The sequence below is a fragment of the Neisseria sp. P0009.S007 genome, assembly GCF_051962515.1.
In genome coordinates, this window is the sequence record NZ_JBQCVF010000009.1 from 1 (window position 1) to 15,090 (window position 15,090).

Annotated in this window: 12 protein-coding genes and 3 pseudogenes; 11 read left to right on the forward strand and 4 right to left on the reverse strand. The window is 41.9% G+C overall.

Going from position 1 to position 15,090, the window contains the following annotated elements; translation table 11 throughout:
- The 3 genes and pseudogenes from ACTHS3_RS02160 to ACTHS3_RS02170 form a co-directional block, all read left to right on the forward strand.
- A pseudogene (locus ACTHS3_RS02160) lies at positions 1 to 603 on the forward strand (FUSC family protein); the annotation flags it as partial.
- 776 nt (positions 604 to 1,379) lie between these two features.
- Positions 1,380 to 1,610 (forward strand): annotated as a pseudogene (locus tag ACTHS3_RS02165) (transposase); the annotation flags it as partial.
- A gap of 358 nt (positions 1,611 to 1,968) precedes the next feature.
- Positions 1,969 to 3,696 carry a monovalent cation:proton antiporter-2 (CPA2) family protein gene (locus ACTHS3_RS02170; RefSeq protein WP_440367003.1) on the forward strand — a complete coding sequence of 576 codons (1,728 nt, stop codon included), beginning with the start codon at positions 1,969 to 1,971 and terminating at the stop codon, positions 3,694 to 3,696.
- A 67-nt stretch (positions 3,697 to 3,763) separates the two neighbouring features.
- Here the strand turns inward: ACTHS3_RS02170 and ACTHS3_RS02175 are convergent, their stop codons facing one another.
- Positions 3,764 to 3,988 carry a hypothetical protein gene (locus ACTHS3_RS02175; protein WP_440367004.1) on the reverse strand — a complete coding sequence of 75 codons (225 nt, stop codon included), beginning with the start codon at positions 3,986 to 3,988 and terminating at the stop codon, positions 3,764 to 3,766.
- Positions 3,989 to 4,110: 122 nt separating this feature from the next.
- On the opposite strand from ACTHS3_RS02175, the pseudogene ACTHS3_RS02180 reads away from it, so the two are divergent.
- A pseudogene (locus ACTHS3_RS02180) lies at positions 4,111 to 4,925 on the forward strand (IS5 family transposase); the annotation flags it as partial.
- Between the two features lie 122 nt (positions 4,926 to 5,047).
- Here ACTHS3_RS02180 and ACTHS3_RS02185 read toward each other — a convergent pair.
- The 3 genes from ACTHS3_RS02185 to ACTHS3_RS02195 form a co-directional block, all read right to left on the reverse strand.
- The gene (locus ACTHS3_RS02185; protein WP_440367005.1) at positions 5,048 to 6,526 is read right to left on the reverse strand and encodes a YfjI family protein; all 1,479 of its coding nucleotides are present in this window, start codon (positions 6,524 to 6,526) and stop codon (positions 5,048 to 5,050) included.
- A complete protein-coding gene (locus tag ACTHS3_RS02190) occupies positions 6,516 to 6,779 on the reverse strand; it encodes a helix-turn-helix transcriptional regulator (protein WP_440367007.1) in 264 nt (87 codons plus the stop codon). Before ACTHS3_RS02190 ends, ACTHS3_RS02185 begins: the two co-directional genes overlap by 11 nt.
- 179 nt (positions 6,780 to 6,958) lie before the next feature.
- Positions 6,959 to 8,410 (reverse strand): hypothetical protein, encoded by a 1,452-nt coding sequence (locus ACTHS3_RS02195; protein ID WP_440367009.1) that lies wholly within the window; start codon positions 8,408 to 8,410, stop codon positions 6,959 to 6,961.
- A 105-nt stretch (positions 8,411 to 8,515) separates the two neighbouring features.
- On the opposite strand from ACTHS3_RS02195, the gene ACTHS3_RS02200 reads away from it, so the two are divergent.
- From ACTHS3_RS02200 to ACTHS3_RS02230, 7 genes are all read left to right on the forward strand, one after another.
- Positions 8,516 to 8,836 carry a hypothetical protein gene (locus tag ACTHS3_RS02200; protein ID WP_440367011.1) on the forward strand — a complete coding sequence of 107 codons (321 nt, stop codon included), beginning with the start codon at positions 8,516 to 8,518 and terminating at the stop codon, positions 8,834 to 8,836.
- A 9-nt stretch (positions 8,837 to 8,845) separates the two neighbouring features.
- Positions 8,846 to 9,817, forward strand: coding sequence for a DUF932 domain-containing protein (locus tag ACTHS3_RS02205; protein WP_440367012.1), 972 nt, complete (start codon positions 8,846 to 8,848; stop codon positions 9,815 to 9,817).
- A 108-nt stretch (positions 9,818 to 9,925) separates the two neighbouring features.
- Entirely contained in the window at positions 9,926 to 10,936 is a 1,011-nt protein-coding gene (locus ACTHS3_RS02210; RefSeq protein WP_070587917.1) for a YqaJ viral recombinase family nuclease, read from the forward strand.
- Positions 10,937 to 10,986: 50 nt separating this feature from the next.
- Entirely contained in the window at positions 10,987 to 11,865 is an 879-nt protein-coding gene (locus ACTHS3_RS02215; RefSeq protein ID WP_070587915.1) for a recombination directionality factor, read from the forward strand.
- A gap of 337 nt (positions 11,866 to 12,202) precedes the next feature.
- Complete coding sequence (locus ACTHS3_RS02220; protein ID WP_440367015.1) at positions 12,203 to 12,952, forward strand: hypothetical protein; 750 nt, start codon at positions 12,203 to 12,205, stop codon at positions 12,950 to 12,952.
- A gap of 210 nt (positions 12,953 to 13,162) precedes the next feature.
- Positions 13,163 to 13,819 carry a LexA family protein gene (locus ACTHS3_RS02225; RefSeq protein ID WP_440367017.1) on the forward strand — a complete coding sequence of 219 codons (657 nt, stop codon included), beginning with the start codon at positions 13,163 to 13,165 and terminating at the stop codon, positions 13,817 to 13,819.
- On the forward strand, positions 13,819 to 15,075 hold the full coding sequence (locus tag ACTHS3_RS02230; RefSeq protein ID WP_070587911.1) for a Y-family DNA polymerase: 1,257 nt from the start codon (positions 13,819 to 13,821) through the stop codon (positions 15,073 to 15,075). The genes ACTHS3_RS02225 and ACTHS3_RS02230 overlap by 1 nt, the downstream gene beginning before the upstream one ends.
- The last annotated feature ends 15 nt before the right edge of the window (positions 15,076 to 15,090 follow it).

Consider the following 15,090-nt stretch of genomic DNA (forward strand, 5'->3'; position numbering starts at 1 on the left):
ACCCTGATGTGGCGCTTCATGCTTGCCGACAACCTCACCGACTGCGCCAAAATGATTGCCGAAATCAGCAACGGCAAGCGCATGACGCGCGAGCGCTTGGAGCAAAACATGATTAAAATGCGCAAAATCAACGCCCGCATGGTCAAAAGCCGCAGCCATCTGGCCGCAACATCCGGCGAAAGCCACATCAGCAACAATATGATGGAAGCCATGCAACATGCCCACCGCAAAATCGTCACCACCACCGAGCTGCTCCTGACCACCGCCGCCAAACTGCGCGCGCCCACGCTCAACGAAAGCGAAATCCGCCTGCTCGACCGCCATTTCAACCAACTCCAACGCGAACTGCGCCTGACCGTACGTCTCATCAAAGGCCACTACGCCCGCCGCATCCGCATCGATACTTCGCTCAATACCGAACTAAGCAAACCGGCCGCCCGCCTGCATTACGACTGGCAAGGCTTCCTCTGGCTCAGTACCAATATGCGTAACGAAATCGCCGCATTGGTGATCCTGTTGCAACGTTCGCGCAATAAATGGTTGGACAAAAAAGAATTGCAACGCCTGAAAGAATACCTGCGTAACGATACCGATCCGGAGTAACAATAGGCCGTCTGAAAAACGCAAACCCAAAATAAAAGACAAAAACGAATTAGCCGCCGATAACATCGGCCAATAAAAAAGGCCGTCTGAAACCCAATGGTTCAGACGGCCTTTCAATCAATCCAAGCAACAATAAATACCGCATAAAGCAAAATCCCCTGCGATTGCAGGGGATTTTTATATTTGGTTGTGGGAGCAGGATTCACAAAACTATATAACCGAATGTATTTAAAGTATATTTTCAGTCAAACTCTTAAAGATACCAACAAATGTACCACCAAAACTTGTAGAGCTACATCAAATCAATTCTGTCTACTATTTCCAACATTGGCTTCAACTATACCAATAATATCATATGGCCTCAACCATTTAGTTAATAAACACGAGATTTTTCAAAGTTACCAACGTATACCATAAAAAGTCGAATTACTAGTTTCCCACATATAAATTTGCCCCTCCAAGCATAACTATGATCGGTCGGTAGGATCCTAATAATTGAAATTACCCCCTGTTTGAGTAGAAAGTACCGACATATTAAATTCTTGGTTTATGCTCAACAAGAGATTGAATAAAAAATGAACGCAGTTGGACACTATTGGATAGTAAATAATTACGACCTTCAAGCAGATTTGAGCATCTATTTGTATATGATTGAAAAACTCCAGACGTTAAGTATTGCTAAAACGGCGATATTCGCCGTTTTAGCCATTAGAGACCTTTGCAAAATCCCCCCAAAAATCCCCTAAATTCCTACTAAGACATTCAGGGGATTTTCCATGACCACCTTCTTCCAGCAAACTGCCCAAGCCATGATCGCCAAATACATCGACCGTTTCCCACTATTGAAGTTGGATCAGGTGATTGATTGGCAACCGATCGAACAGTACCTGAATCGTCAAAGAGCCCGTTACCTTCGAGACCACCGCGGTCGTCCCGCCTATCCACTGCTATCCATGTTCAAAGCCGTCCTGCTCGGACAATGGCACAGCCTCTCCGATCCCGAAATCGCCATTGAGTTTGACAGCGACCCCAAACAGGCACGCGCCAGCCGCCAAGACGCGCTCAAAGATGCCGCCACACGTAAAATCTGGATAGCTGGCGCACATATGCCCTTCCCCGGCATCAGACACATCCGTGCCGAAAGCAACGGCGCTACACTTGGCTGCCGGTGGAATATACCCCGATCGAAATCGACGGCAAAGTGCAATAATTTAACAAAAACCGACCGCACTTTTCTTAGAGGAAGCCGTCAAATGACGGCTTTTTTGTGTTACGGCGATTTTTCTTTATAATACGAAAAATTTTTATGAATTAACAAAGGCAGGAATTATGGCGGTAGAAGCGGCTGACGGCGATTTATTGCACGTGGTGGTGTTATTGGGGGCGGCGGTAGTTGCCGTGCCGTTATTTAAACGTTTAGGTCTAGGCTCGATTCTGGGTTATTTGGCTGCGGGGCTGGTTATCGGACCCTTCGGATTAAAGCTCGTTACCGATTCCCACGCTATTTTGCATATTGCGGAATTCGGCGTGGTGATGTTTCTGTTTTTGATCGGGCTGGAAATGAAGCCGTCGCATTTATGGAAATTGCGTAATCAGATTTTCGGCTTGGGTACCCTGCAGGTGACGTTTTCCAGTCTGTTCCTTACCCTAATCGGGCTGGCTTACGGTTTTTCTTTAGTGATGTCGTTTATTTCGGCGGTAGGTTTTACACTCACCTCCACCGCAATGGTCATGCAGATTATGGACGAACGTCATGAAATCAGCACACCGCAAGGTCAGCGCATTGTCTCCATTTTGCTGTTTGAAGATTTGCTGATTGTGCCCATGCTGGCGATTGTAGCATTTCTAGCACCCGATAATCCCAATGCCGTTGCCGATGCCGTACCGCTATGGCAGAAAATCGGTGTTGCCGCGCTTTCTTTGGCAGCGTTGATTGCGACAGGTATTTGGCTGCTCAATCCGCTGTTTAAAATTCTGGCAAAATCCAAAGCACGCGAGGTGATGACTGCCGCCGCGCTGCTGGTGGTACTCGGTGCGGCTTATTTAATGGAGCTGGGCGGTCTGTCTATGGCGATGGGTGCGTTTCTGGCGGGAGTGCTGCTGTCGGAATCCGACTTCCGTCATCAGCTTGAAGCGGATATCGAACCGTTCCGAGGCCTTTTGCTCGGGCTGTTTTTCTTAGCTGTCGGGATGTCGCTGGATGTGGCAACGGTGCTCAATAACTGGAAGGTAATTCTTTCCGCCACTGTACTGATGATTATCTTGAAATGCCTTGCCATTTATGGAGTGGCGCGTTTTACCAAAGCAAGCCATCACACCGCGATACACCGCGCCGTACTGATGTCGCAGGGCGGTGAATTCGCCTTCGTATTACTCGCCTCCGCTGCCGTACAACGGGCGATTAATGCGGAAGTGCTAGCGAATATGACGGCAATCGTGGTGCTCTCCATGATTATGACACCCTTCAGCGTTATGCTGTTCGACCGCTATTTCAAAGAACCCCGCGCAGCTGCGGCAGTGGACGATGTGGAAGAACATGCGGGCGAACTCAACGGCAACGTGCTGATTATCGGATTCGGGCGCATGGGGCAGGTGGTCAGCCAAATGCCGCTAGCCTACGGTGCCACCATTTCCATTCTGGACAACGATCCCGACATCATCAACGTCGCACGCGAATACGGTTTCAAAGTCTATTACGGCGACGCCACCCGCGCCGACGTGCTGCATGCCAGCGGCGTGGAACACACCGACATCGTAGCGGTATGCGTGGACGACAGAGAAAGTGCGGTCAGAATTGTGGAAAATATTCATCATATCAACCCGAACGCCAAGGTGTTCGTGCGCGCCTGGGACAGACGCAATGCGCTGGCCCTAGTGAAAGCGGAAGCGGATTTCGTAGTGCGCGAAACCTTCTATTCTTCCATGAAAATGGGCGATGAAATCGTCAAGGCATTGGGTGCTAGCGTGCAGGAATTACGTGCCGTACACGACAAAGTACGCGACGCCGACAAAGAACGCTTCGCTTTGGAAATTGCCGGCAAGGAATTTGAAGGGCGCAGATTACTGTTGGGGAATATAAAGAAAAATTCGTAAAATAGAGCGCACTTTTGTAGCTGCAAGCGATGGAATTTAAGCGAAAAATTGCAAAACACCGCACTTTTTACGCCCGTTCGGAACGCAGGCGGTGTTGGCGGATGTTTTTCAGCAGGCGGAACAGTTCCGCCCACGCGGAGCGTTTCGGCTGCGGGGTGTTGCCTGTGCCGATGAGCTTCATTTGATAAGCATACCAGCCCAGTTCGAGAAAGCCGCCGAGCTTGCGATCGATGAATCCCAAGCCTGTGCGGACGCCGGGCAATTCCGCTTTTGCCAATCCGCCCGATAACATCCGTTGCAGCAAATCGGGAATAAGTGCAAATAGTATTTCAGACGGCCTTTTAAGGTTTCTACATCTATATTTTAGTCGGCGAACTGTTTTTTCATTCGTTCGCGTCGCTCTTGCGCTTCTACGGACAATGGCACAGCCTCTCCGATCCCGAACTCGAACACAGCCTCATCACCCGCATCGATTTCAACCTGTTTTGCCGTTTTGACGAACTGTGCATCCCCGATTACAGCACCTTATGCCGCTACCGCAACTGGTTAGCGCAAGACAACACCCTGTCTGAATTATTGGAACTGATTAATCGCCAACTGACCGAAAAAGGCTTAAAAGTAGAGAAAGCATCCGCCGCCGTCATTGATGCCACCATTATTCAAACCGCCGGCAGCAAACAGCGTCAGGCCATAGAAGTCGATGAAGAAGGACAAGTCAGCGGCCAAACCACACCGAGTAAAGACAGCGATGCCCGTTGGACAAAGAAAAACGGCCTCTACAGACTCGGTTACAAACAACATACCCGCACCGATGAGGAAGGCTATATCGAGAAACTGCACATCACTCCCCCAATACTCATGAGTGCAACCACCTGTCGCCTTTGCTGGAAGGGATAGCCGAAGGTACAACCGTCTATGCTGACAAAGGCTACGACAGTGAGAAAAACCGACAACATCTGAAAGAGCATCGGTTGCTGGACGGCATTATGCGCAAAGCCCACCGTAACCGTCCGCTGACGGAAGTGCAAACCAAACGCAACGGATATTTGTCGAAAACCCGTTATGTGGTCGAACAAAGCTTCGGTACGCTGCATCGTAAACTCCGCTATGCGCGGGCAGACTACTTCGGACTGAGCAAAGTGAGTGCACCAAGCCATCTGAAGGCGATGTGTTTGAACCTGTTGAAAGCGGCTCGGATGCCTGATTATCAGGTATCCAAGGGGGATTAAGGGGGTATTTGAGTAGAAGCAGTGGATATTTGAAACAAAAACAGCCGAAAACCTGTGTTTGGATTTCGACTGTTGGAGGAAGGCTTTTTTGTAAAGGTCTCCATTAGTATGTTAATTGTAAATCAACAAGGGGGATAATACCCAGGTGGGCAGAAGTATCCATTTTCTAGAAACCATTTGTGAGTAAACCAATAAATGAGTGGTTTTCCATTTGGGTGATAATATAAATAACCATGTCTCACAAGCTCATCAATTGCGATTTGTGCCAAAACAGCTTTACGAATTAACCGTGGACCATTTCTACAGATAGTCTGCTTCTCTATACCTGGATAAGGATTTTGTGGATTATAGGTTCTGGCAAGGTATTGAAATAAGGATTGAGCATACTCAAAACGCACCTGCTCTTCTGACTTCTCGCCAAATAATCGGAGCGACTCTTCCAAATAGTATCCCATAAGCATAATAGAAGAATGTAGTATCGATTCTGGAATTTTGCTTGTTGCTTCTTCGTTTTCATCACCATAAAGATAAAAATAAATCAGAGCTGCAATCCTCGAAGCATTATTCATGAATTTGCTTACTACATCTTTGACGCTTTGGTACCTACCTATTTCCGAAATGTTTGCTTCAAGATCATTAGCTGTATTAATCCACAGCCTTTTGGCTGATTCATCAAATTCTAAACAGATGATTTTCTGATCCTGTGCACAGTTAATTGAAAATTGACACAGCTGTTTCATCCTTGTATTGAAGTCTTCCAAATCAAAATTGGTAAATGGCTCACTTATACTCCGGAAACCTTGTGTGCTTTGTGGATAACACACCAACATACGGGCTAGCAGCCCGCTACCTCGAATCATGTTTTCTTTTTTACCTAATGCTTCTGTGAACAAGTCCGGTTGCACAGAAAAAGAGCAACTTAAAATATTATCAACGTCATAAGAACCAGATTGACGGTCAACATGAATTTTCTCACCATCCCAAAGTGTATTAAGCAATGAAGTATGTTTGGTAGTCATGTTTTTTAGAACACTCCCAGCTTCAGTCGTTACATACAAGCCTCCCACTTTCGATTGGCCTAATTGAAAAGTCAGAGCCTCAATTGTGGCATCATCAAACACAATTCTACTTATTTGTTCTTCAGTTGGTTTTTCCGATTCAAGTTCCCTAAGTTTGGCACTATAAACATCGATGTTACCCGCGTCATTTTGATTAATTGCTTTCTTCAGCTTTTTCATGAGCTCAGAATAGCGCAAATCCCAAACAATTTGCTTACTCTTATTACTGGAAATAATCTGTTGATTCATAACACTTAATTCGTTTTCAAACTGTCTGATACCCTTCATAAACAGATTTAAGGTACTGGTTTTACGCTCTCCTGAATCAGCAATAGTGCAAACATACAGGTTGCTTGGGATAGTCATTCCTATAGGCAACCTCACTTTGACAAAGGACTGCATAGCAGTTGACAACGCTGTCAGCATAGAAGAAACAACTATCGGCATAGGCGATTGAATTTGGTTTTGTACACTTCTAGCGAGATTGCTTAATTTGTAGTGTAAACAAAGGTGTAACTCAGATTCGTTGAAGTTAGCATTCATTTTTCGCTCCCTTCATACGTGAATTAAAGCGTTGTGCTTTTAATGCTTCAAGCCATTCTTCTACTTCCTCTCTTACCCAACGATTGGTTCTCTCACCAAGTTTAATGGGCCGCGGGAAAGTCGAATCATAATACCTACTTTTAGGATTAAGACGATCATAAATGCCAGTCCTTGAAAGTGGTACAAGTTTAAGTAAATCTGATAATTTAATCAGATTTAGATTTTGTTGTGCTTCTTTAAAACTATCAAGCATAATAAGCTCCAAAAGTTGATTTAAAATATTCCAGACGTTTTCTGGATAACCTTGGCGCTATTTTGCAAATTTAAGAGAAAAAAGCATAGGTCAAAATTGTTTAAAATTAGCCCAAAACCAGGGTTAAAATATTGACTTAACGCCCCTTTTTTGATAAATTATTCAATAAATACATAATCTTATGCATTATTTAAATTCCGCCCAAACAAGAACCAAGAATGTGATTGCAATTTCTCTATCATATAGAATTCGTCTTTACATGCTTTGAAGTTGTACCTTTCCATTGCCTTTATTAAATCTGCGTGACTTTTAATAATTACTATGGGATTTTGCTGATTTGCCCAGATAAATGTATCACAGAGCAATTTAAGAAACTTACTCATTCCAACATTATTAGATTTTTTATTAAAGTGTAAGTTTCTTTTCTTCTTTACTAGAGAAGTTAAAAATGCCAAACGTTTATCATGATTATCAGATAATAAACTTGGAAATTTTGATTGCATATAATTATCGACAACTTTCTTTTCAACTATTGGTTTCTTTTCAAGTATCTTTATAATATCAAGAATAGTCCTTAAATTTTCAGGTAAAACTTCAATTTGACTTTGACTATAACCTAAATTAAACATTAATCTTCTCTTATAAACTTCTTCTTTCACTAAATCTATATCAGATTTTAAAATATACAAGTCTTGAAATTTTAAACGAAAGCTTTTATTGATATTAACTTGTAAAATATTACTTTTAAAGAAATTGAATATTTCTCCTTGAGGTCCTCTTTTCCAAAAATAATTTACGTGTTCAAATTTATTATTATAATTATTAAATATATAATAATTATTTGTATAAAAGTTTTTAATTTCAGCTTCTACTTTGATTTTATCTAGTACCATTGGGAGTGAATGTGGCTGCTCCTTCTTAGAATTAAAAAATTTAGTAATTATTTGTGGTGACAATCCTGTCCTTTTAATAAAATCTTTTTTATCCGCCTCAGAAACTTCATTTTCAAAGCTATCTATTAATATATCTTCGAGATTTTTTTCAAAGAAATATGAAGTTACTGATGAATAAAATTCCGTTTGCCCAGTCTCAGCCTCTTTCTTTTCAGCCTCTTTCTTTAAATATTTTTCAACTTCTTCATAATCCTGCTTTAACTCATCATTGAATTGGTATTCATGCATATTTACAGGTTGTCCACAAACAGCAATCATCATCGGCGCATCCAGCTTGGGATAATCTAAATTATTCAGATTCAGGTTACTAAAAGTAAATCCTACTCCATAGTCTTGAAAAAGAACTGGTTTAATTAAACTTAATTGATTTAAAAACCTGTATTCGAATGGTGTCTCTTTTTTGAAAAGATTCAAACTAGAAATACTAATTTTAGGTAAGGTATAACTACTATCTTTGGGAGATTTTTTATTTTTAATATGCCTTAAATATATATCAATAGGAGCCATTCTCTTGATATATATATCCATCTTCTCTCTAGAAGCTCTATTACCTACTTTAAAATATAGGGGTATATTTAAGTCTTCAATACTTTGTATTATTTCACTTTCTTTATTTGAATCATCTACTAGTTCTATAACTTTAATAAACTCATTTACCTGACGTAAATTACTATCCATAATAATCTCTCTATTCTATTTTTTTTCAACCATATATTACTAACTTGAAATAACCAAGCAGCCTACATAGCTGCTTTTTTCTATTGTTATATCAAGGAGTTTTATATGTCAATTCAATGCCCGAATTGTAACTCACACAATGTCATTGAGCGTCAGATCGGTAAAACCGTTGGCGCACGTATTGGAGCTGTCAGTGGAGGAGTTTTGGGGGTTTCAGGAGCTTGGACTGGTGCAGAAAATGGTGCTGTGGTAGGCGCAGCATTCGGGCCAGTTGGCTTAATAACTGGCTCGATTGCTGGAGCTTTGTTTGGTGGTTTGGTAGGTTCAGTTTCAGGCAGTATTGCTGGTAGCAAGGTTGGGGAACAGTTAGATGGTTCTGTTTTAGACCTTTATCGCTGCTTAGACTGTGACACAGAATTCAATTAAGGGGGCATCATGGCTCATGATATTCAGACAATGGCCTATACAGGCAAAGCACCGTGGCACAACTTAGGCAATCATTTGCCTGAGAAACAACCTATCGAAGTATGGGCAAAGGCTGCAGGGATGGATTGGAGAATCCAGGAATCAACAGTCCGCTATGATGTTGAGATGCCTGAGTTGGGTCACCAGTCCCTAATTATGCCTTTTGAGGATCACAAGGTTCTGTTTCGTTCTGATAACAAGCAACCCTTGTCTGTGGTAAGCAAACGTTATCAGGTAGTGCAACCACAGGAGGTTTTAGAGTTCTATCGTGATTTAACCGAGCAGGCAGGCTATGAGTTGGAAACGGCAGGTGTCTTAAAATCAGGACGCAAGTTTTGGGCTCTAGCACGAACAGGTAAGGAAGCTGTTTTAAAAGGCAATGATGTGGTTAAAGGCTATCTTCTCTTGGCTACGTCATGTGATGGTACTTTGGCTACAACCGCCACACCGACAACTATCCGTGTAGTTTGTGCCAATACGCTTGCGGTTGCTTTAAATGGTACTTCTACCTCGATTAAAGTACCACATAGTACAAACTTTGATGCTGAAGATGTTAAACGCAGATTAGGCATGGCAATAACTGGCTGGGATTCGTTTATGTACCGCATGAAAATGCTGTCAGAACGTAAAATCAAAAACCATGAAGCCATGCATTTCTTTATGCGGGTACTCTGTAACTCTGACAATCTCAAAACAGGTGCAGGCTTAACTAATGAACGCGCTCTAGCTAAGGTTCAAGACCTGTACAACGGTCATGGTCGAGGGATGCAAGTCAGCGCTACCAAAGATACCGCGTGGGGTTTGTTATGTGCTATGACTGAGTATGTAGACCATGAACGACGTGCTCGCTCTAACGAATATCGTTTAGATAGTGCATGGTTTGGTCAAGGTGCCGCTCTTAAACAACGCGCTTTAGACCATGCTCTTGAACTGGTCGCATAAGTCGTCTGTTGTTCAGTTGGCCTCTCTTTTACCTTAAATCAAACTAATAAAGCCCTTGTATCCCAAAGGATACAGGGGCTTTATTTTTGTATAGAAAGGAATTTTTAAATGAATACTTTAGTAGCTCAAACCAAAGCTTCTCATCATGCTAAACCCCTCCGTCTGGTAGAAACCAAACAGATGGAACGTGATAAATGGCTTGCTGTTCGTCAATCGGGTATTGGCGGTTCTGATGCAGCAGCTGCAATTGGGTTGAATCCCTACAAATCCCCTTTGGCACTGTGGATGGAAAAAACAGGCCGAGGGGAAATGTTGCCACAGATTGATATTGAGGATGATACCCAGCCTGTTTATTGGGGGACTATCCTAGAACCGATTGTTGCTAAACATTACAGTAAACGTACTGGCAATAAGGTACGTCGGGTTAATGCCGTACTTCAGCATCCGACCATTCCCTTTATGCTGGCTAATCTTGACCGTGAAATTGTCGGAAACACTGACGTACAAATCTTGGAGTGTAAAACTGCAGGAATGAATGGAGCAAAACTATGGAAGGACGGTATACCTGACTATGTCCAAGTTCAGGTTATGCATCAATTGGCGGTAACCGGCAAACAGACTGCTGATGTGGCTGTTCTGATTTGTGGCCAAGATTTGCAGATTCATCGTATTGAACGTGATGAAACTATGATTGAAAACCTGATTAAGCTGGAGCGTCAATTTTGGTATTACGTTGAAAACGATATCGCTCCACCAGCTGATGGCTCTATGTCAGCAGAGCAGGCTCTCCGTTGTCTATTTCCAAATGATGACGGTGAGGTTGTTGATTTAACTGCTGATGCAGATTTGAATCATGTGTTTGATGACTTGCAAGAAACCCGGCAACTACTGAAGTCTATCCATGCAGACGAAGCCAAAATGCAGCAACGGTTGATTCAGGCAATGGGTACAGCTGCTCACGCAAAGTTTCGAAATGGCTCGATCAGCTATAAACGTAGCAAGGACAGCATGGTTTTAGATAGTAAACGTATGGCTGCTGAAAACCCTGATTTGGCTCTTCAATACCAAATCCTGAAAGCTGGCAATCGTCGCTTCTTACTCAGTAATAAAACCGCATAAACCAACAGACGGCCTGACGGTCGTCTGTTTTTATTCAAAAAGGAATCACTATGTTAAAAGGACTCGCATTAACACCGCCTGTCATTGGTCGTATCAGCATTGGTAAAGTCGAAGAGAAGAACGGTAAAAATGTACCCGTTAAAGATGATGAGTTTACCATTACTACCCAAGTACAAAAGCATGGCAAATGGATACCACATCCGATTAATGAACAACTGCGTAAAGCCAATGAAAAGCTCCGTTCCATCCCGGTAATGCTGCTTTTTGATGACCCCGATTTAAATTTACGTGCCCAATACAGTTTGTTTGACCGACAAACAGGTCGCCCGATCTGTGTTGGTAATGGCGAATCCTGTAAGCGTACCACTCCTGAAGGGGTTAAATCAGAATACTGCCCTAGTCCCAATTCCTGCCCGATAGGTGCAAATGGTCAATGCAAACCTTATGGTCGTCTGAATGTACGAATCGGTGAGGATGATGAAGTGGGTAGTTTTATCTTCAGAACCACAGGGTTTAACAGCATTCGTACATTGGCATCTCGACTGCATTATTTCTCTGCTTTATCAGGCAAGAAACTGTCCACTCTGCCTCTAGAGCTCAAGCTACGTAGCAAATCAACCACGATGTCTTTTCGTACACCAATTTACTATGTGGATTTGGTCATCCGGGAGGGAATGACTCTGAATCAAGCCATCAATGAAGCTCATAAAACCTACGAAGAGCGTATTCAAGCTGGTTTTAAGCAGGAAGCTTTAGATGAAGCCGCTCGAAACGGTTTTGCTGCGGGAGCATTTGAAGAAAATGAGGAAGACGGCGTAGCGATTGTTGAAGAGTTCTACCCTGAAAAAACCGCCATTTCGGTACGGGAAGGTTCTCAATCTGCCATTACTTTGGCTGAAAAGATTGCGGAGAAAGCAGCTAATACCTAATTTAAGAAAGCACTATGCACAATTGCATGGTGCTTTTTTAAAACAAATAGATTCAATTTTTTTTGTTTAGGTAAAGGATATGAATAGAAATAACTGTGTACCTCCACGATATTTCCGATTCAGCAACTATATCGACCTTTTCCGTTTTTTAAACCACGAAAAATCAATGAGTTTCCATCATCTGATTTTAGGTTTTTAAATGTTATTGAATTATTAATATTAATAACAGTAAAGCGATAGCTCAGGTTGATACCTACTTAACCTAAATCACGAAGGACAAACCAATATGCATAATACAAGACCCATTCTTCCTAAAATTCAGTCGGAACACCTCAAATTGAATCAACCACATCCTGATTTCTTCAGTAAGGATTATGTATTTAACAAAGACCATGAAATTGCAATCAACTCATTGATTAGTAATTTATTCTCTTCATACTCCAAGATTCTACCTATCAGAGTAGATTTCTATGTCAAAAAAGAGTTTACCGATAAGCATGGTTATTTTGACCTAAGATTTTGGCTAACTAAGTTTCGTAACAATATCCGTAAGAACAAGCTGTTTGAACATTACATTACCTATATCAGCAAAATAGAGTATGCACCTTTGACAGGTTGGCATTGTCATATGGTCTTATTCTTTAATGGACAGAGGGTACAAAATGACATCATTTATGCAAATAGTATCTGTCGTTATTGGGAAAATGTGATTACAAAAGGTATAGGACGAGCATACAGTTCTAATTTGGCTCGTATGAATGAAAACACATGGCAATCTGAAGATATAGAGAATGAACGGTATATCTTGGGTCTGGTCATTGGATATTCGGATCATGATAATATCAATAAACTCAGACAGATTTGCTATTACCTTGCTAAGGAAACACAGTCGGATTTGCAACAACAGAAATATTTACCTAAACACATGCGGGCCTTTAATACAGGTCATGTTCCTTTAGGTAATGCAGACCGAACTATCCCAAGAGGACGAAAGAGAACGCATCTTTATACCCAGAATCCAGAAAGAAGCCGTGCTTTGGAAGAAATGAGAAGAAAAGGGACTATCAGCTATAAAAATCGATATTAAATTCTAAATAAAACTCGGTTAGATGATAATAATATCAGTTGGTGTAGTTCAGAATTTAGTATCATCCTATCTTATAGTGATGAATGGACAAATAGAATGGAACAAATAAAGGGAAGAAGGTTATTTTTCACCCCTTTAATGAACCTACAGGAAAGCACCTTGGATACATTTCACTAATCGGATAAGCTCAATAAAATCTTACTTTACACCATGATCAAAACAAGCTATCTTGAAATCTGTAACTTTAATCAAGATAGCTTTTTTATGAGTAAAAATCTAGGAACACATGGTGGAGCCAGGAAAGGTGCAGGACGTAAGAAGACTGGAATAGAAACAATAGTCAAAAGAATCCCTGTCATTATTGAGGCACGCGTAAATGAGATGATTGAAGCATTGTCTGATGAGATACCTCGTAGCACATGCTTACCACTAGATGCAATGCCAATAGACGCTTCTCATTCTGATATTTCAATCCCGCTAGGTGTAGAAAGAATTCCAGCCGGCTTCCCTTCCCCTGCTCAAAGTTATATTGAGGATACACTCAATTTTAATGAATACCTGATTAGTAATCCCTCTGCAACGTTTGCAGTACGAAGCGGTGGACTATCCATGCTTGATGCCGGGATAAATAAAGATGATATTCTAGTTATAGACCGTTCTGTTCCATTCAAACATGGTGATATTGTCATGGCTGATTTGGGTAATGAATTCACGATTAAAAGGTTGGTTAAAACTAAAGCAGGTTTTGAGCTTCATTCTGAAAATGCTTCAGGAGAATATCCTAATTTCATTCCCAAAGAGGGAGACAACTGGAGCATTGTAGGTGTCGTAACGTTTGTTTTAAAAGATGTTAGGACAGGCAAGTAATGTATGCCCTTATTGATGGAAACAGCTTTTATTGTTCATGTGAAAGGGTTTTCCGGCCTGATTTAAAAAATGTGCCAATTGTGGTGTTATCCAATAATGATGGCTGTGTGGTGGCACGCTCACGTGAGGCAAAAGCACTAGGCATCAAAATGGGAGTACCTTATTTTCAGATAAAGCATTTGGTCCGACAAGGATATTTGAAAGCATATTCGTCAAATTACGAGCTATATGCTGATTTATCGCGAAGAATGATGAATACAATTGCCTCACTTGTACCAGAAATCGAAGTTTATTCGATAGATGAATGCTTTGCTGATATGCGAGGATTGAATCGGCTTGCACAGAGTGGATTAGAAATTAAAGAGCGTGTCTTGCAATGGGTCGGCATACCTACATGTGTTGGTATTGCCCCCACAAAGACATTAGCCAAATTTTCAAATCATCTCGCAAAACGCTATCCTAGACATTTCAATGGTGTAGTAGTCTGGGATGATTGGTCCGCAGAAATTCAAACCCGTGCCTTACGCAGTGAACCGGTATCTGAAATCTGGGGAATTGGGAGAAAATTATCAGCTCATTTAGCCCAACAGAATATTCAGACGGCCTATGATTTCGTTAAGGCTGATACACAGACACTGAGAGCAAGATACGGCGTTACTGTTGAACGAATACAGAGGGAAATGCAAGGTATTCCATGTGTGGAATTTGAACCCATCCCCCCTGTTAAAAAACAACTCATTCGTAGCCGTAGCTTTGGAAAGCCCGTTCAAGATATAGATACTCTCAGCTCAGCACTTACACATCATGTTTCATCAGCAGCAGAGGCATTACGCAAGGAACATACCGTAGCAAATACAATTGCCGTGTTCATCCACACAAACCGATTTAAAGAAGAGCCACAATATTCCAATTACCGTATCATGGCTCTCGTAAAAGGCAGCTCTGATACGATGGAATTAAACAGACTTGCTCAACATCTTTTAAAACACATATACCGTGCAGGCTATAACTACAAAAAGTGTGGTGTAGAATTGTCTGGTATAGAGAATGAGACCGTTGAGCAACTGGACTTTTGGCATTCAGAAAACACCACAAGAAGCAAAGCCATGATGATGTGTTGGGATGATTTAACCCAACGCTTTGGCAGAGGAAGCCTTAAGTTAGGTAGTGAGCTATATAGTGAAGACTGGAAAATGACACGAGATAATCTTAGCCCATGTTTTACGACTAGAATAGAGGATTTGATAGTCGTATAGAAAAAGCATTTTATT